Genomic DNA, 24,672 nt, shown 5'->3' with positions numbered 1-24,672 from the left:
AAGGTCAGGAGTGAGATAATGGAAGAGATAAATGATAACGATATTGATAAGATATTTTTGCAGCTTCAAAGAGAGCTTAATAAGATAAAACAGGAGACACAGGAACGGGCTGACCGATCAAAAAAGTTAAAGTGGTTTCCCAGTCTGGGTATTGCAATGGACATTCCCGATGGGTTTTTTGAAGCAGATGAAGAGAAAACAGCTTCCATCTTTTTTTCAAAAAACCGCCCGGAGCTGGTATTAATCAATCCCTCTGCCCATTCAGGACTGACCTTCCAGACGGCAATTTTGGAAAAGAAGACTTACGTTCTTGATCTGTACCATGAGAGGGAAAAAATGATACAGATTTTAAAACGGGCAGATGAAAAAAACGTTTTCTATGATCAGGGAAATATCTCCGGCAATGTTCCTATGGTGTGGTTTGATTACAAAAGCTTTGCTTCCGATGAACGGGTTTACAACATGATGTTTCTGATCCTTTCTGACAGAAAAATGATGGTTGGAACCTTTTACTGCATATTTAAGGATTACGATAAATGGAGGCCGGTGATCCTTCGTATGCTTGAGACAATACAGACAGAGGAGGAAGAATGTGAAAGAATATAATTTAAAAACAGAACCGATTCAGTTTATTGAGGTCAGAGATCTTACGGTAAACAGGCAGATTAATGAGCATGGAACAGCTGTGGTAAGCGGGTATATTGCAGATGAGGATGAAGATATCTATTTAAAGCAGCTGACTGGCGATGTATGGGAGAAGATCGAAGTAGTGGGAGAAGATGGTGATGTGCAGACACTTTTTTGGGGAGTAGTTACCGGCTTTTCCATGGAACAGGTAAATGATCAGAAAAAGATGACATTAGAGCTTACAACTGGTACCTATTTTATGGATCTGAAATCACACTTCAGAACCTTTCAGGATGGTACAGCTACATATGAAGCAATTTTTGGACAAATTACTGGAAGCTATGAGAATTCGGGAATTATAAAGAATCGTCCCCTGACGGATATGACCGGAAAAATGGTGATGCAGCACAGGGAAACAGACTGGGAATTTTTAAAGAGGATAGCAGCAGGGTTTCACAGCTTCCTTGTGCCGAGTACCAGGATCAATGGAGTTAAGTATTTTTACGATTTGCCTAAAGGAGAAAGTTATGAACTTCCAAAGTTTGCCAAATACGCCGTGAAAAAAAATCTGATGGATTATCATAAGAAACGGAGTCAGGGATTAACCCAATTGCGGGAAGCCTCCTGTCTGGAATATGTGATACAAAGTCGGGAGGATTACCAGATTGGTGACAAGATTTCAATAGACGGAATGCAGCTCTTTGTCTGGAAAATAGAAAGCAGGTATGAAAGAGGTGAAATGCAGCATACATGTCACTTAAAATCCAGATCCGGTATGGATTTTCCGGAATATCGGGAGAAAGACCGTGCTGGCTGCTCTTTCTCCGCAGAAGTCCTAAAGGTAAAAGAAGATAAGGTAATGGTGAAGGTAAGTAAGGATGAGAATCAGGATCAGAAGATCAATCTGTGGTATCCATACTCTACCGTTTATTCCACCCCTGACGGAACGGGCTGGTACTGCATGCCGGAGGTGGGGGATGCTGTCCGGCTTCATATACCGGAGCAAAAGGAAGAAGAGGCATATGTGATCAGTTCGGTTCATCTTGATACACAAAGCTCTGATCGTAAAAATCCGGAGCACAAGATTATCAAGAATAAATACCAGAAGGAGATTCGTTTTACCCCGGATTCCATTGTAATTACCAATAACCAGGGAACCAAAATAGAACTAAGTGATGCCAAAGGAATCCATATCGTCAGCCAGAATGATATCGTGTTAAAGGCAAAAGACGACCTTACTATTTCCAGTGAAACTGGCTCTCTCATTGCAGCAGGAACGGATTCCGTTAATATAAAACAGAAGACAACCAGCATCAATATAGAACAGGGCATCTCGTTTACTGGAGGAGAACTGAAAGTACAGTAAATAGGAGGAAGTGTGATGAGCCGGATAAAGGAACTGGAAAAAGCCGCCCAAAATGCGGAAGATAAAATATTTGCATTAAAGTGCCGAAGGCTGGAACTTGATTATCAGAAAAAGGAGTGGAGGAAGCAGGCTTTGGAGCCTTTTGTGCAGTTATTAGAAGAGGCAGCAAAAAAAGAGAAAGAGTGGTCCTGGCTTGGGATCTGTTATCTCAATACCAGCCTGCAAACAGGAAGCTATGAGTTTTTGCTGTCTTTATATAATAACGAATTTTATTTTGATCCGGATCCAGTGGAATTGTACTGGCGTCCATTCGGCTTTTTTGAGTGCTTTGAGGATGATATGAAATCAGTAATGGTAGATTTAAGGAAAAGGTATCCCAGGATCTGGAGGTATGAGGAGGACGCGGTCCGCAGAGTTTGTGTGGAATATTACTATGCGGCTGTACGTCAGCTGTGCGTGGACTTGGCAGATGAAATCATGGAAACAGAAGCCTTTCAAAAGGCAGTAAAGGCAGAAGACTTTTCTGCCTTTTTCGGCAGGTATCAGGGAGAAGGGGAGATTATATGGCGTACCAGGGAAACTTAAAATATTTTATACTTACCAACGAAGAAAAGAATCCCCTTTTGCAGATTATGAATATTAACCAGTCTATTGATGTAAGGAAGCTGAACAGGAAAGAGTATCAGAATATGCCTTCTTATGTGCTGCTAAATGCAAAGCTTGGTATCGATGGCATATTTCCCGATATCATTGAAAAACCAGTTCTTCTGCTATCTAGGACAGCTATGGAAGTGGTCGGCTTATATGATTCCAATATTCCGTTTCTGTTTTTTGTACTTTTCGATACAGACAAAAAAGAGTGCGCGTCTTACTTCTGTCCAGTGCTGGAAGAAGAGGACTGTCTGGCGAGAAAGCCGGGGCCTGGGCAGCGGGAACTTATTTTGGATCGGAGTAAAATGACAGGTATTCCTTTGTTTCGTATCAGGACAGGAACTGAAAGTGCAGTAGTAATTCGTATGGATTTAGCGGAAAGTCTGCTGGAACGGGGAGCCATTGGTCTTAATCTTAAGGAGGTAAGTTTAACTGGCAGCAGCATGTTGAGATAAACAGTTGAAACAGGGGAAAGAGAGGAGAAAAGCAATGAGTGAGGCAGGTAAAATGAATTTAGGTCAGGGACCGGGATCGATGCTTAATCAGGCGCAGAAAGCAGCAGACAGTAAGGAGTATCTGGTGGAGGGAGCAAAGCTTTTTTGTGTCAACGGAAGCAATATTACCCAGCTTAAGCTTCCAACCGGTCATGGATATACCAGCGGTGGAAAGAAAAAGGTGAACTGTAAGGATTGCAAGGCTTGTGAGAATATCCCGTACTTTGGAGAGTGCCGAAAGAATGAAAAGGACCACAAATGCGAAGGCTTCATGGATCTGGTTGATAAATGGGAAAACACAGCAGTAGGAACTGGAAAGGCGGAAACCGTAGGGGGAGAAGAGGCTATCAGCATGAGCTCTGTCCTGCTCTGCAAAAAGGGAGGAGTCATTATTCCAGTGACATCAGGCCAGGGATATGACGGGAAGATAAATTGGGCTGCATTTTTAAAGCGTTACCAGAATGTATTCCGCTGGGTAGCGGGAAAGAACATGCTTTGTCAGGTTTATGGTAAAGATCCCATTAATATGAATACAGGAAATTACATATATGAAAAAGAGGATCTTGTAATAAATGGCAATATGCCGTTAAGTTTTCAGCTTTTCTATAATGCTATGGATTGCGGCGACCAGCAGGTACTTGGAGAGGGCTGGAACCATAATTACGGGGTTCGCCTGATAAAAATTAAAGAGGGAGAACTGTTAGGAATCGTCCTGGAAGACGGTCGTGAACTGCCTTACTGTCGGAAGCTGGGGGATAGTTATGCTCCGGTTATGGGAGATGGAGGAATACTGTGCAAATCAGAGAGCGGCTACCAGCTTGATCGGGAAGATGGCACCGTTTATGAGTTTGACCAAGGGGGAAAATTATTCAGCCAGAGAGACAGGAATGGAAATAGCCGAAAATTTACTTACAATAGTGACGGACTTTTGGGATGTGTGGATAATGGGACCGGAGGCAGGCTGAATTATACCTATAACAAGGAAAGGAAACTGATTTATGTAGAGGATCATACCGGGAGAAAAATCAGCCTGAGATACCAGTATGGGAAACTGCGGTGGTTTACCAATTCAATGGGAAACACCTATATCTATGAATACAATGAGAATGGAAAGCTAAATGGAATTATTACACCCCGGGATATACTGGGAGTGAAGAATGAGTATGACGGAGCGAACCGTGTAAGAAAGCAGATCTTGCCCGATGGAAGTGTGACAGAGTTTCGGTATGATGATGAAAATAACCGTACCTACATGCTGGAGCAGAATGGAAATCTGGTCATTTATGAATGTGATAAACTAATGCGCAATGTCCGTACCATTTATGAGGATGGGGAAGAGATATTTGAATATAATGACAGGAATCAGAAGATTCGTTATACGGATAAAAACGGGAATACAACCCGGTATTCATATGATAACCGGGGGAATTTAACACAAATAGTCAATGCTTTGGGGCAAAAGACGAATATGACCTATGATATTAACGGAAAATTGATTTGTATAAAGCAACAGGATGGTGCCTGTTCTAAAAGACGTTATGATAAATCAGGTAATCTTGTGGAAGTAGAGAACCCAAATGGAAATATTACATACTTCAACTACGACGATAAAAAACAATTAGTAAGTATTTTATATCCGGACGGTTCGAAGAAAAAGCTGTGCTATGATTCATCAGGAAACGTAACCTGTATAATTGATCCAATGGAAAATATGATCAAGTACGAATATGACATATTAAACAGGGTTTCTTCGACCACAGATGGAAATGGAAACATAACCAGATTCTATTATAATGAAAATAACGATATTGTTAAAACCATAAATCCTATGGGATATGAAAAAGAATACAATTATAATCCAAGTGGAAAAGTAATTGCCATCATGGATTATGATGGGTCAACACAAAAGATGTGGTACAATTCCTGCAACCGTCCGGAAAGATACGAGGATCAAGAAGGGAATACAACGGAATATCAGTATGATGAAATGGGAAATCCGATTAGTGTAAAACTGCCCAATGGAGGAGAAATACACCTTACCTATGATAAATCCAACCGACTGATTCAACATGAAGATGCAGTAGGGGGGCATACGAAATTTACATATGATGCCTGCGGAAACCAAGTGCAGATAAAAAATGTAAGAGGTAAAATTACCGATTACCATTACGATGCATTAAACAGAGTAATAGAAGAATCGGATTCTCTTGGCATGGTAACTCATTACGAATATGATGCTGCTGGAAATTTAGCACGGATCACAGATTCGGCCGGTAATTGGAAACAGATGGAGTGTGATGCAAGTGGGCGGAAAATTAAAGAAACTGATATTCATGGTAACATAACTACCTTTTGTTATAATTCAATGGGTAAACCGATATCTGTTAGGGACGCAATTGGAAGGACGACTTCTTATGAATACTATCCAGGAGGTCTTTTAAAAAAAGTAAATTATCCTGATGGAAAAGGTGAGAGTTATATTTATGACGGAAATCGGAACATATTGGAAAAATGGGATGGAGAGGGATACCGTATTCGTTATTTCTATGATTGTCAGAACCGCATAATATCAATAAAAAGCAGTGACAGTCAGGAAAAATCCTATTCTTATGATACAGCTGGGAATATAACTTCCGTAACGGATGCCAATGGAAATACAATAAAGTACAGCTATTCTCTGGCTGGAAGGCTTATGAGCGTGGAAGATGCAAAGGGGAATTTTACGAGATATGGTTATGATCCTTTGGGTAATGTAACTGTGGTATTCCGAATAGGGAACCAGTCTGAGCGTTACATGGAGCTGGAGGAGGCTATACAGCTAAATCAAATTCAACATAGCCTTCATCTGACGCTTTATGATAGGGATTTGGCCGGACGGGTATTGTCCGTGACGAATCCATTGGGAAATAAGGAACAATATGAGTATGATGCTGCAGGAAACGTACTGAGAAAAACGGATCGGGATGGCTACTGTACTTCATTTTCTTATACCATTGACGGACAGATTGAGAGTATCACCTATGATAATGGAGACCAAGTAGAATACTCCTATGATCTACTCCGGCAGCTAAAAGAGGTAAAAGACTGGCTTGGAACCACTACCGCCGAGTATGACAGTTTTGGAAGAATACATAAGATAACGGATCATAGAGGTCAAAGCATAGCTTATGAGTTTGGAGACCTGGATGAGAGGAAAGCTGTTGTCTACCCTGATGGAAGCCGGACAGAATATGCCTATGACAATCTGCTGCGGATGAAGGAAGTTCGTTGCAGAGGTAGTCGTGTGAATTATCAATATGACCAGTCAGGAAGATTAACAGAAAGAATTTGCAATAACGGTCTAACCACGTTCTGGAATTATGATAATGCTGGCGGACTGACTGAACTTATTCATAAAAAGGATGATACAGTACTGGAAAATTACCAGTATATGTATGACCGTATGGAGAATAAAACTGAAATTCGGAAATATCGAAAGGGTGTACCGGAAGAAAGCGGGAATTACAGGTATCATTATGACCATAATGGCAGGATGGCCGCTGTAGAAAAGGATGGACACACACTGCGGGAATATGCTTATGATGCATTTAATAACCGGACAGTAATGCTGGAAGGGAAAGAAAAAACTGAGTATTCCTATAATGCTGCGGATCAGATGATTCAGAAAACAGGCAGGATCAGACAAATATACGATTATGATTTAAGAGGAAACTTGACAGAAATCCGGAACGATAGCACAATAGAACATGAGTATACTTACGATGCTATGGGCAGGCTGAGCATGGCTGCATCTGGTTCTGGTAAAAAAAGTAGCTGTTATGTTTATAATGGTTTGGGCAGAAGAGTTGGGAAGACAGAAAAAATTCGGGAAGCAAATAGCTGCCAGACGGAATATCTTCTTGATATGACAAAGGATTATAATGATTTGCTTGCGGCAGAAAGCGGAGGAAAGCGTCAAAACTATCTGTGGGGAAAATTTCTTGAAGGAATGGAGGAAGGGGAATTAGAAAGTTTTGCGCTTTTAGATGAGATGGGAAGCCCAGTCAGATTCCAATGGCATAACGGAAACGATATGGAATGTTATGGATATGATGAATTTGGTTGTGATATGCATGGAAATGCTGGGAAAAAACAGCCTTTTTCCTATACCGGATATTTGGCAGATGAGGTGAGCGGCACCCACTTCGCACAGGCGAGAGAGTATATCCCAGAGATTGGAAGATTTGGTGGAGAAGATATACTAAAAGGGTATCTCGACAGCCCATCATCTTTAAATAGTTATATATACTGTCTTAATTCACCTTTAAATTTAATAGATTTATTAGGAAATGAATCGGAGTTTTGGCTTGTTCTGTTAGAGCAAGGTGGTGATGCCCATAAAACCTTAGAAACTAAAATGATCGGCTGCCCGGGTCTGATTTCGGAGGCGCCCATACCGGATGGCTTAGAAAAAGGAAATGGTTCAGGGTATTCTACACCTACAGGATCAGGCCGTGCAGACTTCATATATTATAATGCTGCTGGTCAGATTGAAGTATATGAATTAAAACATGACACTGCATTTGGAAGAACAACAGGTCAGGTACAGTTAAACGCATATATAAATGCGATAAATGAAAATGAAACAATATATAAAGGGAAAAGTGCAATAAAAGGTAAGTCATTAAACAGAATGTTTAACTGTTCGCTTCCTAGCCTTAAATATCCAGATAAAATGATAAATTATCATACAGACCCAAGCTTACCAGGTCAGATTTTCTGGTCTTATGAAGATAGGAAAAAACAGCCACAGGAAGAGTTAGTAGCGTTACCAAAAGATGCTTTAGAATGGGCTAAGAATGCCGGCCTAATAATAGGGGCTGCGGGTTTGACTGTATTCGGTCTTGCTTTGCTAGCGGATGATGCAACTGGTATTGGAACTTTAGATGATGGCATTGCTGTGGGATTTTTTGCAAAAGCAGCACAAATGTTTACACAAGTATTTGGTAGTTGTCCGGCGTTGAACTAAAGTATAAATATTATAAAACACAACATTTGTGTAGAAATGGAGGAAAGATGGGAAAGAAAAGTGTTGTAGTCGATATAATGGAAAGAAGGCTGTCTCCCTATGGCTTTCAATATGTGGGTTATAATAATCTGATTTGGACCTTTAGACGAGAGGTAGAAGGGGTGGATCAGTATATAGCGATTCAAAAGAGTCAATGGGAAAATTCTTATGCACTAAATCTTTATGTTTATGGGGTGGGTCTACCAATATACCGAACAAAAGAGCTTACCAATGACCCGAAATACAGTTGGGACTTCCTGAACTTTAACAACGAGCAAGATCAAAGAGAAGTACTGAATAAGTTGTTAGATGTTGCCGAGAAATATGGTATTGATAAATTAAATGAATTAGCTAATGAGAAAAAGGTCATGGTGGATCCTCTTAAGCCAACTACTCAAATGTATAAGAGGTTATATGATGAGAATGCAATACTGATGAAGCAGTTTATGAGCCGAACTAATGCGGCTGATTTGATAGAGGAGGATATTTTACAATTGTTAGAAAAAGAACTTGTAGAATTGCAAGGAGAAGAGTATGAGAATATACAGGATAAGTTGGTAGAGCTTGCTTCCGTGTATGGAAATATGATACTTAAGAAGCTAGGAGGGCGTTGGGAATATGTGAAATCCAGTGGTAAAGCTGGTGTAGATATTCCATTGTTTTGTAGGTATAACATTTTAGTAGATTTTATTGAAGCCTGGCAAAAGGGTGAAAAAAATTTAATTATAAAAAATTTTAATAATAAATGTAATGAAGTTATTAATTGGGTAAGGCAGTGCAGGGCATTATATGGAGAAGACTGGCAACCTCCGGAAACGAAATATAAAATACCACCTCTGTAATTTGGTGTTTATGGGATTTTATATGAACAAGTAAAGTAGTTTTTGTGTGATAAAATTGCTATATTTTAAGTTGGGTTTAAAGCAGATCATTACGCTAAAAATGTGGTCTGCTTTTTTATGGACTGTGCCAGAGCTCGTGATGCGTCTGAAAGAGAAAAAACAAAGAGACTAAAAAAAGATGGAAGAATGGCTTTATCCAACTCCTCTAATGAATAAAAAATTGTATAAGAAAATTCTATATTGGTGCAGAAATTTATTGATGAAAAATGCAGATAAGTTATTAGAGAAGGATATACTGCTGCTGCTAAAAAATGTAGTAAGTGTTGTTGGCGTATTCGATGATGGCGTTGCTGTGGCGCTTTTTGCAAAAGAATCATAATTATTCCCGCAGGTATTTGGTAGTTGTCAAGCGGCATACTTAGATTAGTTGAAAAGGAGACAAAATGGGCAAGAAGAGTATTGTTGTTTATATAATGAAAAAAAAGGATGGCTTCCTACGGTTTTCAATATGTGGATTATGAAGGATATCGGTGGAGATTTAGTAGAGAGGTAGGAGAGGTGGGGAGTGGCAATGGAGAGAGGATTATGGAAATATATGCTGGATAGATAAAATGCGCGGAGATATAAATGGGACATATCCCCTGAATGACATAATTTATCATTGGCGCGAAGGGAAAGATAGTATCAATTATTTTATGGATATGTTTAGAGCTTCAAGTGAAGAAAAAATTTAAAATTAATTTAAAAAGGTCATAGACCAAGTAATCTGTTGTAAGATAAATCAGATTGTTTTGGTCTATGCCTTTTATTAAATTACTTAAAATTGAGAAAGATGTATGGGTAATTAACAGTTCTCCGCAATCTCATAAACCAGACGCTCGGATTCCTCCCACCCAAGACATGGATCGGTAATGGATTTTCCATAGCATCCGTCACCAACCTTCTGGCTGCCAGGTTCGATATAGCTTTCAATCATCAGTCCCTTAACAAGGCTGCGGATCTCAGGCGCGTGCTTTCTGCTGTGAAGGACTTCTTTGGAGATACGAATCTGCTCCCTGAATTTTTTATTGGAGTTTGAATGGTTTGCATCTACGATGCATGCTGGATTTTGCAGATTGCGTCTGCTGTACATCTCATGAAGAAGAAATAAATCTTCAAAATGATAGTTGGGGATGCACTGCCCATGTTTATTAACCGCACCCCTCAGGATGGTATGGGCAAGGGGATTGCCGGAGCTTTTCACTTCCCAGCCACGGTAAGTAAAATCATGAGCCTGCTGGGCAGCGACTACGGAGTTCAGCATAACTGACATATCACCGCTGGTGGGGTTTTTCATACCAACGGCCACTTCACAGCCGCTGGAAGTTAACCGGTGCTGCTGGTTTTCCACGGAACGGGCTCCGATGGCAATGTAGGACATGATATCATCAAGGTAGGTTAAGTTCTCCGGATACAGCATTTCGTCTGCTGTGGATAAACCGGTCTCCTCAAAAACTTTCATGTGCATGCGGCGGATTGCGATGAGTCCTTCGTGCATGTCCGGCTTTTTCTCCGGGTCAGGCTGATGTAGCATTCCTTTATAGCCTTCGCCTGTGGTTCTTGGCTTGTTGGTGTAAATTCTGGGAACCAGAATTAGACGGTCTTTCGTTTTCTCCTGAACCTTCACCAGCCGATTTACATAATCACAGACGGAGTCTTCGTTATCAGCAGAACAGGGACCAATAATAACCAGAAATTTGTCGCTGTTTCCTGTAAGTACGTCACGGATGGCCTGGTCTCTTTCTATCTTAAGGGCTTTTAAAGCGGCTGGAAGAGGAAAACGATCTTTGATTTCTTCCGGGCTGGGCAGATTGCTGACATATTGAAATCCCATAATATCCTCCTGTATCATTGCTGTTTTATTTTTTGCTGTTGATTATATAACAGAACACCGGAAAAATCCAGTGTTCCTTGAAATTTGGTTAAGTTTGACCAAGTGCCTCTTCTAAAGTGTTCCTTTTTTTACAAAAATGTTGTATGATGTTAACGAATGAAAAATGGAAAGGTGTTAAAAATATGGAAAAATATTGGAACTGGGGAGGAAGCTATATCGGGGTGAAGCAGCGGGATTATTTAGTTGCTTGTGATGGAACAGTTCTTGGTAAGTTTTATGGCAAAGAGCTGTATGACAAGAATGGAAATTACATAGGTGAGTTAGGAAGAAATGACAGACTGATTAAAAATAAAACAAAAGAACCATTTCGCCGTCTGGCATTCAGTCCTTATGTTAAGGGGACGATAACCAGTCCGGTGAAAAGCATCGCACCGTATCCCATGATTTCCGGATTTGAGGATTTTACTGTCTGACTCTATTTGATTGATGGGAGAAATATGAAGATGACTAAGGAGAAAGTATGAAGGACTTAACCAAAGGCAGCCCCGGAAAAATCATGCTTCAGTTTGCGCTTCCCGTTGCAGCTGGCAATCTATTTCAGCTATTTTACAGCCTTGCAGATACCCGGGTAGTGGGAAGCACTCTGGGAGAGAGTGCACTGGCAGCTGTGGGAGCCACAACTTCCATCAGCACTCTGTTTATTGGTTTTTTGTCAGGACTGACCGGCGGCTTTGCCCTGCTTACAGCAAGAAGCTATGGAGCCGGGCAAGAGGAGAAGGTCAGGAGGTATTCTGCCGGATGCCTGCTTTTAGGGACTCTTACCTCCCTTGTGATCACTTTGCTGTGTGTGGTAGGTCTGCCTCTTTTTTTAAGGGCACTTCATGTACCGGAGTCTTTGATGTCTGATGCAAAGGGATATATCCGGATCATTCTGTTTGGAATGGTCATGACCATGTTATATAACGCCTGTGCCTCCATTTTAAGAGCGGTGGGAGATACGGCAGCCCCTTTGGCATTTCTGGTTTTCTCCAGTATCCTTAATGTATTTCTGGATCTTTTCTTTATCCTTGTTCTCCATAGCGGAGTGGAGGGGGCGGCCATTGCAACCGTATTGTCCCAATCTCTGTCGGCAGTGTTAAGTCTTTGCTATATGATAAAACGGTATCCGGTTTTCCGCTTTCATATCCGGGATTTTAAGATTACCAGAGGAGAGATCAGGCAGCTCTATTCGTCGGGAATTTCCATGGCGCTCATGATGTCACTTGTCTTTTTTGGAACTCTTTCCCTGCAGAGTGCAATCAATCTTCTGGGGACTGATATTATTGTTGCACACACGGCGGCTCGTAAAATTACAGAGTTTTTCATGCTTCCCTTTTCTGTTATGGGCGTGACCATGGCAAATTTTTGCGGACAGAATATGGGAGCGGGTAAGATTTCCCGAATTCATAAGGGGATTTCCCAGGCACTAATCATTACGTCTGTCTGGTCATTGGCAATGATTCTTTTAAGTTATACGGCTGCGCCTTATCTGGTGTATCTGGTGACCGGTTCTTTAAACCGTGATATAGCAGGAACGGCTGCCCTTTACTTAAAGATTAATTCCCTGTTTTATTTTGTAACGGCTGCAATCTCCATATTCCGAAATGTACTTCAGGGATGTGGGGATCATAAAACCCCGGTTATATCAAGCTTTATTGAACTGGCAGGAAAGGTTGCAATTGCAGCATTTCTGGCACCGGTTCTTAACTATATGGGGATCATTGTAGCAGAACCAATCGTCTGGATTCTCATGGTGATTCCACTGACAATTAAGATTAGAAAACTATAAGATGTTTTTTAGGGATAGAATTTCTGTACAGATTAAAGCCAGATAAGAGGTAGAACATGGAGAAATATGTAGAGCTTGAAGAGATGCTTCGGTTTCGGGAAAAGAAAGTCAGAATCCAGGAAGAACTGAGAGAAAAATATAAAGGGATGGTGACGATGGCGCTGGCGATGAACATACCAGGTCCAGTCAAGACTTCCCCCGATTTTTTGCTTGCTTTTGACGAGGGAACCAAAACGCTGGAAGAGGCAGTTTCTGATTCGGGAATCGGAATCAAAGAGATGGCAGGGGTGTCAGAGAATGCAGGATATATGAAATTCTATGCTTTAGACAGTTTTGATCCTGCCGCAGTGAAATGTCTGACCGCCAGGCTGGAGGAGACCCATCCGCTTGGAAGGCTGTGGGATATTGACGTATATGATAAAAAAGGCGTCAGTATGAGCAGAGAGATCCTATCTGCCCCCGCGCGCAAATGTTTAATCTGCGGGCAGGATGCCAAATGTTGCGCCAGAAGCAGAACTCATTCGGTTGAGGAACTGATCCGCCAGGTGGAGCATATCATTCATGACTGGAAAATCCATCAAGGATTATAAAAGACAGTGTTTAACCTTTATAAATGAATCATGATCTGGAGCTCCATCAGATATTCATATTTGGAACATGCAGGGAATTTTACCATGGGAGAGATCAAATATGCAGCTTCGTCTAAGACAATTCCTTTTACTTGTGCATATTCAGCCAATTCGTTAAACGCAGTGCTGGTATTTTCCTCAGAGTAAAGAAAACTCCGGGTGATATAGCGGCCTTCCCGAATGGTTTTTAACTCCATTCCAGGCAGCTTTTTGTCAGATAAAACACCAAAACCCCGGACTTTCAAAGTTTCTCCTGTCTGAAGATCCGATCGGGAAAACAAAAGGCACATGGTGTTTGTCTCCGGCAGATCCTCATCAGCGCCGTTCCTTGTAACATATTTATCGATATCATAAATAGAGCTGTCCAGTTTGTGGTAATACAAATTCCGGCTCATCTGGTATTTTTCGTATATCCCGATTTTACCGGGATATTTTTTTTGGTCTTCTATCTTTTCAATCAGATGTTCTGTCAGCTGTATGGAACTATCCAGAGCAGCAATTCTGCTTTCCAGCTGCTGTTTATGACACTTAAGCTGTGTTAATAAATGGTCTGGTTCTTTGTTCTCCTCCAACATCTTTTTCACATTTTCAAGAGGAATTCCAAGGATTTTGTTTAAGTAACGGACTACATCAATAATGAAAAACTGTTCATAGCTGTAGTAGCGGTATTTGGTTTCCGGTGAAATATAACAGGGTTTTAATAGCCCCATATCATCATAATTACGTAAAGCTTTCGTTGAAATTTTAAGAAACCGTGCAACTTCCCCAATCGTATATAAGTTTGTCATTTTTTTCACACTCCGCTATTGACTTTGCCTCTGTGGCAAAGTTTATAGTACTAGTATAAATGAATCTCAACAAAGGAGTCAAGAAAATTGGAGGTTGAAATGAATCAGGTTAAAATTGAGATTGACGGCATGGAAGTTTATACGCAAAAAGGAAAGACAATCATGGAGGCAGCGGAGGATGCGGATATTTACATCCCTCACCTGTGTCACCATCCGGATCTGCATGAAGAGGGAGGATGCAGACTGTGTGTGGTTGAAATAAACGGGAGAACAGAGTCTCAGACCGCCTGTACCACACTGGCAGAGGAAGGTATGTCGGTGAAGACGAAATCAGAGAACCTTGACCAGATGAGAAGGCTTTCCATGGAACTGATGCTGGCCAATCATGTAGATGACTGCACGACCTGTCCAAAATATTTAAAATGTGAACTTCAGTCTCTGATCCAGTATCTGGGAGTCAGTACTTCCCGGTTAAGAAGGACCTTAAATGCTGTAAACGTGGAAACCGGTAATCCTTTAATTATCAGAGATCCCAACCGCTGCGTTGCCTGCGGGCGCTGTGTACGGGTCTGCCGGGATGTGAGAGGGGTTGGAATTCTTGGATTTTATAAGAATGAGGAAGGCAGAACAGCAGTCGGTGTAAACGAAGGTCTTGCTTTGGCAAAAGCAGATTGCCGGTTCTGCGGTGCCTGTGTGGAAGTATGTCCGACTGGAGCTCTTCAGGACAAGAAAGGCACTTTTCAAGAGGGAAACAGAGATGATGTCCTCATACCCTGTAAGCAGGAATGTCCTGCCGGTATCAATGTTCCTAAGTATGTCCGTCTCATTAAAGAAGGAAGATATGAAGAAGCGGCGGCTGTCGTCAGGGAAAAAGCTCCATTTCCCAAGTCCCTTGGACTTGTATGCATGAGATTTTGCGAATCTGCCTGCAGAAGAAAAGAGATAAATGGAGCTGTTTCAATCAGAGAACTGAAACGGTTTGCAGCCGGACATGATACTTACCAATGGAAAGAAAAGTCTGTTTTCAAACCACAGACTGGAAAAAGGGTGGCAGTTGTGGGAGCTGGTCCGGCCGGGCTTACGGCAGCATATTATCTGGTTAAATCGGGACATGCAGTTGATGTTTTTGAAAAGCTTCCGGTTGCAGGTGGAATGCTTTCAGCCGGAATTCCGGATTACCGTCTGCCTGCACAGATTGTGGAAGAGGAAATCGCTGTGATCAGGGAGGCAGGAGTAAAAATCTTTACCAATCGGAAAATCAGTTCCTTAGAAGAACTGAAGGACCTTGGCTACGAGGCGATTCTTATTGCGGCCGGAACCGACAAGGGAGTGCGGATACCCCTGCCTGGTGCCGATCTTTTAAATGTCCATGTAAATATTGATTTTCTCAGACGGAACTTATTAAGCACTCCAATGGAACTGAAAGATTCGGTTGTGGTATTGGGCGGGGGAAATGTTGCCTTCGACTGTGCAAGGACTGCAAAGCGGCTGGGATGCAGGGAAGTATCTGTGGTATGTCTGGAAGAAGAAGGCAGCATGACCGCCGGTGAGGAGGAAATTGCTGAGGCCAGAGAAGAAGGAATCCGGATTTACAACGGAAGAACCTTTGTAAGAATTATAGAGAATGGCGGAAAAGCAGCCGGTGTTCTCTGCCGCAATGTTGAAAGCTTCACATTTGACGAAAATAAAAAGCTGATTTTAACGGTAAAAGAAGATTCCGATCATGTGATTTCCGGAGAAATGGTGATCTTCTCCACCGGGCAGAAGCCGGATCTGGAAAGCTTTGAGGAGCTGACTTTAAATCCGAGAGGACTTGTAGAAACAGATGGCAGTGGAAATACGGGGATAAAGGGCGTTTTTGCAGCAGGTGATGCGGTAACAGGAACAGCTTCTGTCATTCAGGCAATTGCGGGAGCCAGAAAGGCCGCCTCGGAAATCGACCGTTATTTAGGTGGGGATGGCAATTTAGAAGAATGTTTGACAGAAGATGAGGAAGTAAACGGATTTATTGGTAAAGCAGAGGGATTTGCAGACTTAGGCCGCAGGACATACCGCTGTATTTCCCTTGACCAGAGGAAAGATAACTTTCATCTCATGACAGAAGGGTTTGAGGAAACGGAAGCCATATGCGAGGCAGAGAGATGTTTACAATGTGATCTGCGTCCAAGGCTTACCAGATCCAGATTCTGGACAGAGTATCAGTATAAATAAAGAGGGTGAAAATGATGGAAACGGACAGAATTGTACTATTCGGACACGGGATTAAAGGAAGACCTTCTGCAGAACGATGGAGCAGCAGGGAATGGAAGGAGCTTGTCTGCCTTTTTCTGGAAGATCAAAGCGGATGCGGGAATATGGCATATCTGCTGGAGCATCATCTGGATGAGGCAATTAGCGGAATGGAGGCTTTAAAAGACCGGCTTCGATTAAGCAGCATTTGCGCATTATTGTCTAAGAACTACGAAAATTATGCAGAGAGATTTCATGTGAAAGGAATTGAGACTAAGCTGGCAGATACCACAAAAGAAACCCAGAAGGAAGTATTCAGGGAAGGCGTTCTGGTACATCACGGAGAGACGATGCTGGCTCTGCATCAGTATTTGACGGACGAAAATTACGTGCCTCACAAAATAGTAACGGTAACAGGGGATATTATGGAGCCCGGAATTTATGAAATTCCCTTTGGAATCACGCTGAAAGAGATTATTACCAAATACGGCAAAGGAGTAAAAGCTGGGAGAACGGTTAAATTTATATCAGCAGGCGGGGGGATGGGAGCAGTTTATGGAGCGGATGAACTGGATACTCCATTTACCTATTACAGCCTCTTAAAAGACGGCACAATGCTTGAATCGGCAAAAATAGAGGTTTTTTCCAATGATACCTGTATTGTGGGCTGGACCTCTGAACGGATGCGTTTAAACAGCCGGAAAACCTGCGGAACCTGTGTGTACTGCAGAGAAGGGATCTATCAGCTCTTCCGTATTTTACAGGATGCAACAGAAGGAAAAGGAAGGGAGGGCGATATTTCCGTTATGAAGGAAATTTGTGACACATTGAAAGCAGGAACGTTATGTGATATGGGAAGAACAGCGGCTGTCCCTCTTTCTACAGCTTTGAAGAAATTTGGGGAAGAATTCGAAAAGCACATAGACAGAAAGATCTGCCAGTCTTTAAGATGTATTTCTTATGTAAATTTCTATATTGATCCTGCTGTCTGCAACGGCTGCGGAGAATGCATGACGTGCCCTGAGCATGCCATTAGGGGAAGAGAAAATTTAATTCACATCATTGATACAGATCTTTGCAGCAAGTGTGGAAAATGCAGCAAGGCATGCAGCAGTAATGCTGTTAAGAGGTATGGAACAGTGAAACCCGTTCTGCCGTCAGAACCGTCAGAAGTCGGAAGTTTTTCGGCAGAAAGCAACGGAATGAAAAAAGGTCTTGGCAGAAGGCGGAGAACGTAAGGCGTTTTAGTAAAGCAAAAACAGCATTATAATTTAAATTATAATAAATGAAATGAATGAGATGGAGGATGGAATCATGAGAGAGATGGAAGCGGATGTAATCGTTGTAGGCGGAGGAGCAGCAGGACTTGCAGCTGCAATCGCAGCTGCAGAGCAGGGGGCAGAGGTACTTGTATTTGAAAAGGCCAATACAACAGGAGGCTGTGCAAACATGGCAATGGGTCTTCTGGGTGTGGAGACAAAATTGCAGAAGGACAGACTGATTGACTGTACCAGAGAAAGTGCATTCCAGAAATTTATGGATTATACACACTGGCGTTCCGATGCAAGGCTGGTAAAGGGCTATATAGATAAATCTGCAAGCACGATTGCCTGGCTTCAGGATATGGGGGTAAAATTTGCTCTGCCATCTAAATATTTTCCTGGCTCAGAAGCAACCTGGCATATCGTTCAGCCGAAAACGGGAGCTCCGGGGCTGAGAGCAGCGGCAACCATGATTAAGGCAATGACGGACAGAGCAGAGGAGCTGGGCGTAAAAATCTGTCTGGATTCCCCCATACAGCGTATTTTGAAGGAAGATGGTGAAGTGATCGGTGTGGTTGCAAAGGACGGAGACGGAGAAATAAGTGCCTATGGATCGGCAGTAATTATTGCGACCGGAGGATTTGGGGACAGTCCTGAATTTATTAATAAATATACCGATTATGAATGGGGAAAGGATCTTTTCTCCTACAGAATACCGGGCCTTACAGGAGATGGAATCAGTATGGCATGGGATGCAGGCGCTGCCAGCGACCGCATGGATATGGAATTAGTGTTTTTTGCACCAAATACAGGCGGCTATGCTCCTGTTGAATTACCGTTCCGTCAGCCCAACCTCTTTGTAAATCTGGATGGGGAACGGTTCTATGATGAAGCAGTGGTAGAAAATCCGGTTTTCTCTGTAAATGCGATTGCCAGACAGAAAGACCGGGTAGCATTTTCAATCATAGATGATACTATTTTGCATCAGTACGAGAAAAACGGACTGGATCTGATCAATGTGGTTACCTCCAATATCAGCATGGATGATTTTAAACAGGAAATGCAGGAGCTGATTAAAAATGGAAATGACGTCCTTTTCATAGCCGATTCCATTGAGGAACTGGCAGAAAAAACTGGAATTGACAAAGAGGGGCTTGAAAAAACCTTAGCTGATTATAATGAATGTTGTAAATTCAGAGACACCATGTTTAACAAAAATCCAAAATACTTAAAACCAATCAATGGGCCAAAATACTATGCACTCAAGTTTGCACCCAGTGCATATGGAAGCCTTGGAGGAATTCGGATTAATTATAAAACAGAGGTGGTGGATAAAGATAATCATGTGATACCAGGACTTTATGCGGCAGGAACGGATGCCAATTCCATATGCAACCCGGATTACGTATTCATTCTTCCAGGAAATACTCTTGGATTTGCCGTCAATTCCGGAAGAATGGCGGGAGAGAACGCGATTCAGTTTATAAAGGAACATTTTTCTGAATAAATTAGTCTGTGAGGAAAGGGAGTCTGCACGAAAAAATGCAGGCTCCCTTTCTTAACATTTTTTAAGGTACATTTTTTCCAGAGTTAAGATTCCCCATGTAAACTGAAATTATAGAAAATTAAAGGGAGGCTTTAAACAAAATGGAGATAGAAAGACCGGCTATGGCCGGAACGCTGGAATCCAGTGACTGTCAGGTAACTGTTGAGCCAGGAGACGGAAGAATCGATTTTACACTGGAAAGTGCAGTGATCAATCAGTATGGCAACCAAATCAGAAAAGTGGTATTTGAAACTCTGAGTCACTTAGGAGTGGATAATATAAAAATTTCCATGGTAGACAAGGGGGCTCTGGACTGCACCATCAAAGCCAGGGTAGAAGCGGCGGTATCCCGCTCTATGGATCAATTTGTCAATGCTTTATGGGGAGGTGCTTTCAAATGATCAATTTAGTGAAGAAGCGGCTCAGAAGAACCATGATGTTTTTAAATGCCCAGAAACCGGGACTGATTAAGGATCCCTATATTTATAGACCGGACAGCATCATCCTTGATTTAGAGGATGCAGTTGCAGAAAACCAAAAGGACGCTGCCAGATTTTCCCTGTATCATGCTCTCAAAGAGATTGATTACAGAGGGTGTGAACGGGTGGTAAGAATTAACGGGCTTGATACGCCATACTGGCAGGAAGACATCCGCTGTGCCGTAGCTGGTGGATGTGATGCCATCCGTATTCCAAAAGTGGAATGTCCCAAAGACGTTCACAGAGTGGAAGAGGAGATTTTAAAGGCAGAGAAGGATTTTGGAATGCCGGAAGGTATGATCCTTATAATGGCGGCAATAGAATCGGCAAGAGGTGTCATGAAGGCGTTGGATATTTGTGAAGCATCAGACCGTCTCTTTGGAATTGCTCTGTCAGGAGGAGATTATACAAAAGATTTGCAGACCCGCATTACAGGTACAGGTATTGAGCTCATGGGAGCCAGACAGAATTTAATCATCGCTGCAAGAGCGGCAAAGGTACAGTGCTTTGATACCGTATATACAAACCTTGATGATATGGAAGGCTTCCGCCGTGATGTGGAGACAATTCATCTTATGGGATTTGACGGAAAGTCAATTGTTAATCCCCGCCAGATTCCAATTGTTCATGATATTTTTACCCCTTCTGGAAAAGACATTATCTTTGCAGAAAAGGTGGTTAGAGAGATCGAAGAGAAAAAGGAAATGGGAATCGGCGTGTTTACAGTAGATGGAAAGATGATTGACATTGCATTTTATGACGGAGCTAGGAGAACCATTGAACTGGCAAAGGCTTCGGGCGTATATAAAGGAGATTTATAAGATGATCAATGCAGTAGGAAGAGAGATTCCGGAAGAAATCTTAAAAATAACAGGAAAAGAACCATTTAAAGGAAATCACTATTTTGATGGATACGAATATAAAAAAGACGGTCCTTCCACCAGATGTGTCATTAATTCAGAGGGAAGTAAGCTGGTAGAAAACATTCATGAAGTTCTGGTAAAGTGCAAAATCCAGGATGGGATGACTCTGGGCTTTCACCATCATTTCCGGGATGGAGATTATGTCGTTAACATGGTGATGGAAGAGATCCACAAAATGGGAATTAAGGATATCACCATTTGCGCAAGCTCTCTGGGAAAAGCACATGATAAGCTGGTGGAATTGATTGAAGACGGAACGATTACAAACATTCAGTCCTCTGGTGTCAGAGGGAAAATTGGTCGTGCCATTTCAGAAGGGAAACTAAAAGGACTGGCTGTTATGCGTTCCCACGGCGGCAGAGTCCGTGCCATAGAGACTGGAGAAGTGAGAATTGATATTGCATTTATTGGATCGCCTACCTGTGATGATTACGGCAACTGCCGCGGAATCGGCGGAAAGTCCGACTGCGGTGTACTTTCTTACTCCATGGTCGATGCGGATTATGCGGATAAAGTGGTTGCCATTACCGACTGCCTGGTTCCATTTCCAAACTTTCCTGCCCATATTTCCATGACAAAGGTAGATTACGTGGTTGTGGTTGATGAGATTGGAAATCCGGATAAAATTGCAACAGGAGCGGCTAAGCCTACCACAGATATGAGAAAGCTGATGATGGCTGATTATTGTACTCAGTTTGTAGTAAATACGCCATATTTCAAAGACGGATTTTCTTATCAGACGGGTGTGGGCGGAGCTTCCATTGCGTCTACCATATCTCTTTCTAAAATTATGAAAGAGAGAAACATACGAATGAAGTTTGGCGTGGGGGGGTTAACAAAACCCATGTGCGACCTTTTGGAAAACAATCAGGTAGATGCACTGCTTGATACCCAGGATTTTGACTTAAATGCAGTGGAGTCTGTAATTAATCCCAAGCATTTCCGTATTAGTGCCGGTGAGTATGCCGATCCGTTTAATAAAGGAGCGGTAGTTAATAAGCTGGATTTCGTAATTCTGGCTGCGTTGGAAGTAGATGTAAATTTTAACTGTAACGTTGTGGTGGGCTCTGACGGTATTATTACCGGCGCTCAGGGAGGACATCCGGATACGGCAGCCGGTGCAAAATGCACCATCGTAATTGCACCTCTTTTACAGGGAAGAATTCCAGCCATCTGTACCGACGTGACAACCGTTACTACTCCTGGAGAATCTATTGACGTGGTAATAACGGATTATGGTATTGCAATTAATCCCAGGAGACAGGATTTAATTGATGCCATGAAGAATGTGGATCTTCCGTTTAAAACCATTGAGGAATTGCGGGATATTGCATTTTCCATGGTAGGAGAGCCGGAACGGGTGCAATTTGATGATAAAGTAGTGGGAATCATTGAAGGACGTGATGGTACAGTAATGGATGTTGTCCGTAAGATTAAAAAATTTGAATTTTCAGGAGAATAGACAATGCAAAGCGGGTCTTGTGTGAACCTTCCTTCAAAGGAGGAAGAAACTGCATATCGGATTGGAAAACTGGCATACGGTGCGCTGCTGGAGGAGGTCTATACACTTCCAAAGCCAGGGTTAGTGGATCCTTATTCCAATGGGGCCCATACGGATATGAATGTGGTTTCCTTTGAACGGAGTGCCAAGGCCTTAAAGCCTTATTTTGTCACAATGGCTCTTGAGGGGGAGAGGTTGTGGGAAGCGCCTCCTGTGTTATTTGAAACCATTCGCAGAATCGGAATTCTGGCAGAACGGGCCATGTATCAGGCGACTGGCGGAGTGAATACACACAAGGGGCTGGTCTTTCATCTGGGGATTTTATGCGGGGCAGCAGGAGCCTGCCACCGCACTTTTGGAAAAGTTACGTTAAAACAGCTGATAGAGATGGAACAGGCAATGGTCAGAGATGTTCTGGTGAAAGAAGTACAAAGCATGGATCACTTTGTTTCGAAAGGTGAAAAAAACCTTCAGAAATACGGTCTGACCGGTGCCAGGGGGGAGGCCATTAGTGGTTATTCCTCTGTATTTCATATTTCACTGCCTGTAATGACAATGGGTCTTTATAAAGGACAGGAATGGAACAGTATTAAGCTGGAGACCCTGTTCCATCTTATGAGCCAGGTGGATGATTCAAACATTCTTTCCAGGCATAATCCTGCGGTGCTAAAGCAGGTGAAGAACATATCTGCCAGGTTTATTCAAGACGGAGGCGCCTACAGGAAAGAGAGTTTTTCTTTATTAAAAGAAATGGATCAGTGGTTTGTGAAAAAGAATATCAGTGCAGGAGGAAGTGCAGATCTTCTTGCTGTCACCATATTTCTCACACAGATAACTGGAGAGTGGGGAGGAGCCTATGGAATTCATGAGACTGGAAGGGAGACCTTTCCGGGGGAAAGAGCTGGAACGGTTGAAGGAATTTCTTACCTTAAATCAATTGGATTACGATGAGGGGATTGAGTATACCATCTGTCTTTTAGATGAGAATTACAGGATCGCAGCAACCGGATCTGCTCATGACAATGTGCTGAAATGTATTGCGGTGGATCAGGAATCCAGGGGCTTCGGACTGGCGGCAACCATTTGTTCTGCGTTGGTTCAGTATGAATTTGAAAAGGGAAGATCCCACATACTTCTTTACACAAAACCGGGAAACCAGGAGATGTTTGAAAATCTGGGATTCTATGGAGTATTAAAGACCAGTGAAATTCTTTTTATGGAAAACCGAAAAGAGGGTTTTGATCAGTTTATACACCGTTTAAAAGAGGAGTCTCCCAAAGAAGCGCTGGAATCCGGTTCCGTAATTGGCTGCATGGTGGTAAACTGCAATCCATTTACCAATGGACACCGTTATCTGGTGGAACAGGCACTTCTTAATTGCGACTATCTTCATGTACTTGTTTTATCTGATGACAGGAGTTTTTTTCATGCGGAAGACCGTTATCAGTTAGTAAAGAAAGGCGTCAGTGATTTATCAAAGGTGATTGTTCACCGGTCCTCGGATTTTGTCATTTCTGCTGCTACGTTTCCTACCTATTTTATTAAGGAGAAAGCCCAGGCTCAAAAGGCCAACTGCCTTTTGGATTTAACTTTATTTGCACGCCGGATCGCTCCGGAACTTAAGATTAACAGACGTTTTGTTGGTACAGAACCAAACTGTGCCATAACAGGACAGTACAATGAGCAGATGAAAGAGATTCTGCCTCAATATGGGATTGAGGTAATTGAATTTGAAAGAAAACAGTTGAAAGGGACTCCTGTCAGTGCCTCCATGGTGAGAGCCTGGTATGAGAAGGGAGACTTTCATCACATTAAGGAAGTGGTACCAGAGACGACTCTGAAATATCTGGAAATAAAAAAAGGCCAGAGGCCTAAGGGATAAACCGGTATCCCAGACCTCTGACAGTTACAATATGGGCCGGCTTTTGCCGGTCCTCTTCGATTTTACCGCGGAGACGGTTGATATAAACCATAATGGCGTTATCATCAACTGCCACACTGTTTCCCCATACGTGCTCATAAATCATCTCTTTTGTGTAAACCTGTCCTGGATGCTTTAAAAACAACAGCATCAGGCTGCTTTCCTTGGAAGAGAGAATGATCTCTTCCCCCTTGTTATAAAAACGCATGGTGGAAGTGTTGTAGGAAAAGGGACCGCATTCCAGAATATCGGAACTGTCCAGCACCTGGTTTTTGTAGCGCCTTATGAGCGCCTTCACCTTGGCACCCAGCACAAGAGGGCGGAAAGGCTTTGTAATATAATCATCGGCGCCTAACGACAGTCCATACAGGGAATCATAGTCCTCGTTTCGTCCGCTGACAATCATAACGGGAGTCTGTATTCCCTGGCCACGCAGCTTTTTAATGACTTCAAAGCCTTCCATATCTCCCAGCATGACATCCATAAGAATCATATCATATGTATGATTTTTTATGCAGTTAAGAGCAGCGAGACCGCTGTCTGCCACAGTAGTTTCCAAATCATTGCTGTGCATGACTTTTTCCAGCAGTTTTAAAACAGCCGGATCATCATCTACAATTAATACTTTATCAGACATAGTTTCCCCCAATGAAAATCATGTAGAAT

At 42.4% G+C, this 24,672-nt stretch carries 21 protein-coding genes; 18 read left to right on the top strand and 3 right to left on the bottom strand.

The features are described from left to right. The first annotated feature begins 18 nt into the window (after positions 1–18). The 7 genes from ABS301_RS05575 to ABS301_RS05545 all read left to right on the top strand — a co-directional run bounded on the left by ABS301_RS05575 (position 19) and on the right by ABS301_RS05545 (position 9,406). Positions 19–606 carry a hypothetical protein gene (locus ABS301_RS05575; RefSeq protein ID WP_349671272.1) on the top strand — a complete coding sequence of 196 codons (588 nt, stop codon included), beginning with the start codon at positions 19–21 and terminating at the stop codon, positions 604–606. Continuing rightward, on the top strand, positions 593–1,993 hold the full coding sequence (locus ABS301_RS05570) for a contractile injection system protein, VgrG/Pvc8 family (protein WP_349671271.1): 1,401 nt from the start codon (positions 593–595) through the stop codon (positions 1,991–1,993). Before ABS301_RS05575 ends, ABS301_RS05570 begins: the two co-directional genes overlap by 14 nt. Positions 1,994–2,008: 15 nt before the next feature. After that, entirely contained in the window at positions 2,009–2,578 is a 570-nt protein-coding gene (locus tag ABS301_RS05565) for a hypothetical protein (RefSeq protein WP_349671270.1), read from the top strand. Further along, a complete protein-coding gene (locus ABS301_RS05560; RefSeq protein WP_349671269.1) occupies positions 2,557–3,099 on the top strand; it encodes a hypothetical protein in 543 nt (180 codons plus the stop codon). Before ABS301_RS05565 ends, ABS301_RS05560 begins: the two co-directional genes overlap by 22 nt. Before the next feature lie 34 nt (positions 3,100–3,133). Continuing rightward, positions 3,134–8,146 carry a DUF6531 domain-containing protein gene (locus ABS301_RS05555; protein ID WP_349671268.1) on the top strand — a complete coding sequence of 1,671 codons (5,013 nt, stop codon included), beginning with the start codon at positions 3,134–3,136 and terminating at the stop codon, positions 8,144–8,146. A 47-nt stretch (positions 8,147–8,193) separates the two neighbouring features. Then, complete coding sequence (locus tag ABS301_RS05550; protein WP_349671267.1) at positions 8,194–9,027, top strand: hypothetical protein; 834 nt, start codon at positions 8,194–8,196, stop codon at positions 9,025–9,027. 178 nt (positions 9,028–9,205) lie between these two features. Next, on the top strand, positions 9,206–9,406 hold the full coding sequence (locus tag ABS301_RS05545; protein ID WP_349671266.1) for a hypothetical protein: 201 nt from the start codon (positions 9,206–9,208) through the stop codon (positions 9,404–9,406). A 465-nt stretch (positions 9,407–9,871) separates the two neighbouring features. On the opposite strand, the gene ABS301_RS05540 is transcribed toward ABS301_RS05545, so the two are convergent. Then, positions 9,872–10,900, bottom strand: coding sequence for a 3-deoxy-7-phosphoheptulonate synthase (locus ABS301_RS05540; RefSeq protein ID WP_349671265.1), 1,029 nt, complete (start codon positions 10,898–10,900; stop codon positions 9,872–9,874). A gap of 182 nt (positions 10,901–11,082) precedes the next feature. Between ABS301_RS05540 and ABS301_RS05535 the strand changes: the two genes are divergently transcribed. The 3 genes from ABS301_RS05535 to citX are packed head-to-tail and all read left to right on the top strand — an operon-like array spanning position 11,083 to position 13,318. Further along, positions 11,083–11,373: a hypothetical protein gene (locus ABS301_RS05535; protein ID WP_104438231.1), complete on the top strand. Its 291-nt coding sequence runs from the start codon at positions 11,083–11,085 to the stop codon at positions 11,371–11,373. A gap of 47 nt (positions 11,374–11,420) precedes the next feature. After that, positions 11,421–12,728, top strand: coding sequence for an MATE family efflux transporter (locus ABS301_RS05530; protein WP_349671264.1), 1,308 nt, complete (start codon positions 11,421–11,423; stop codon positions 12,726–12,728). A gap of 56 nt (positions 12,729–12,784) precedes the next feature. Next, on the top strand, positions 12,785–13,318 hold the full coding sequence (gene citX, locus ABS301_RS05525) for a citrate lyase holo-[acyl-carrier protein] synthase (RefSeq protein ID WP_349671263.1): 534 nt from the start codon (positions 12,785–12,787) through the stop codon (positions 13,316–13,318). Positions 13,319–13,335: 17 nt separating this feature from the next. Here citX and ABS301_RS05520 read toward each other — a convergent pair whose 3' ends face one another. Beyond that, entirely contained in the window at positions 13,336–14,145 is an 810-nt protein-coding gene (locus ABS301_RS05520) for a MerR family transcriptional regulator (protein ID WP_349671262.1), read from the bottom strand. 99 nt (positions 14,146–14,244) lie between these two features. Between ABS301_RS05520 and ABS301_RS05515 the strand changes: the two genes are divergently transcribed. The 8 genes from ABS301_RS05515 to citC all read left to right on the top strand — a co-directional run bounded on the left by ABS301_RS05515 (position 14,245) and on the right by citC (position 23,967). Beyond that, positions 14,245–16,356 (top strand): FAD-dependent oxidoreductase, encoded by a 2,112-nt coding sequence (locus tag ABS301_RS05515; RefSeq protein WP_349671261.1) that lies wholly within the window; start codon positions 14,245–14,247, stop codon positions 16,354–16,356. An 11-nt stretch (positions 16,357–16,367) separates the two neighbouring features. After that, a complete protein-coding gene (locus ABS301_RS05510) occupies positions 16,368–17,612 on the top strand; it encodes an NADH-ubiquinone oxidoreductase-F iron-sulfur binding region domain-containing protein (protein WP_349671260.1) in 1,245 nt (414 codons plus the stop codon). Positions 17,613–17,688: 76 nt separating this feature from the next. Further along, positions 17,689–19,143 carry an FAD-dependent oxidoreductase gene (locus ABS301_RS05505; RefSeq protein WP_349671259.1) on the top strand — a complete coding sequence of 485 codons (1,455 nt, stop codon included), beginning with the start codon at positions 17,689–17,691 and terminating at the stop codon, positions 19,141–19,143. 140 nt (positions 19,144–19,283) lie between these two features. Next, positions 19,284–19,583 (top strand): citrate lyase acyl carrier protein, encoded by a 300-nt coding sequence (gene citD / locus ABS301_RS05500; protein WP_349671258.1) that lies wholly within the window; start codon positions 19,284–19,286, stop codon positions 19,581–19,583. After that, on the top strand, positions 19,580–20,482 hold the full coding sequence (locus tag ABS301_RS05495) for an aldolase/citrate lyase family protein (RefSeq protein WP_104438224.1): 903 nt from the start codon (positions 19,580–19,582) through the stop codon (positions 20,480–20,482). Before citD ends, ABS301_RS05495 begins: the two co-directional genes overlap by 4 nt. A gap of 1 nt (position 20,483) precedes the next feature. After that, on the top strand, positions 20,484–22,046 hold the full coding sequence (citF, locus tag ABS301_RS05490; RefSeq protein WP_349671257.1) for a citrate lyase subunit alpha: 1,563 nt from the start codon (positions 20,484–20,486) through the stop codon (positions 22,044–22,046). Between the two features lie 3 nt (positions 22,047–22,049). Next, a complete protein-coding gene (gene citG / locus ABS301_RS05485; RefSeq protein WP_349671256.1) occupies positions 22,050–23,036 on the top strand; it encodes a triphosphoribosyl-dephospho-CoA synthase CitG in 987 nt (328 codons plus the stop codon). Continuing rightward, a complete protein-coding gene (citC, locus tag ABS301_RS05480) occupies positions 22,942–23,967 on the top strand; it encodes a [citrate (pro-3S)-lyase] ligase (RefSeq protein ID WP_349671255.1) in 1,026 nt (341 codons plus the stop codon). Before citG ends, citC begins: the two co-directional genes overlap by 95 nt. Here citC and ABS301_RS05475 read toward each other — a convergent pair. After that, complete coding sequence (locus tag ABS301_RS05475) at positions 23,957–24,643, bottom strand: response regulator transcription factor (protein ID WP_349671254.1); 687 nt, start codon at positions 24,641–24,643, stop codon at positions 23,957–23,959. The genes citC and ABS301_RS05475 overlap by 11 nt on opposite strands. Positions 24,644–24,672 lie beyond the last annotated feature (29 nt).

It is taken from the genome of Lacrimispora sp. (assembly GCF_031982545.1).
GTDB lineage: Bacteria > Bacillota > Clostridia > Lachnospirales > Lachnospiraceae > Lacrimispora.
This window is presented reverse-complemented; position numbering and strand designations above follow the sequence as displayed.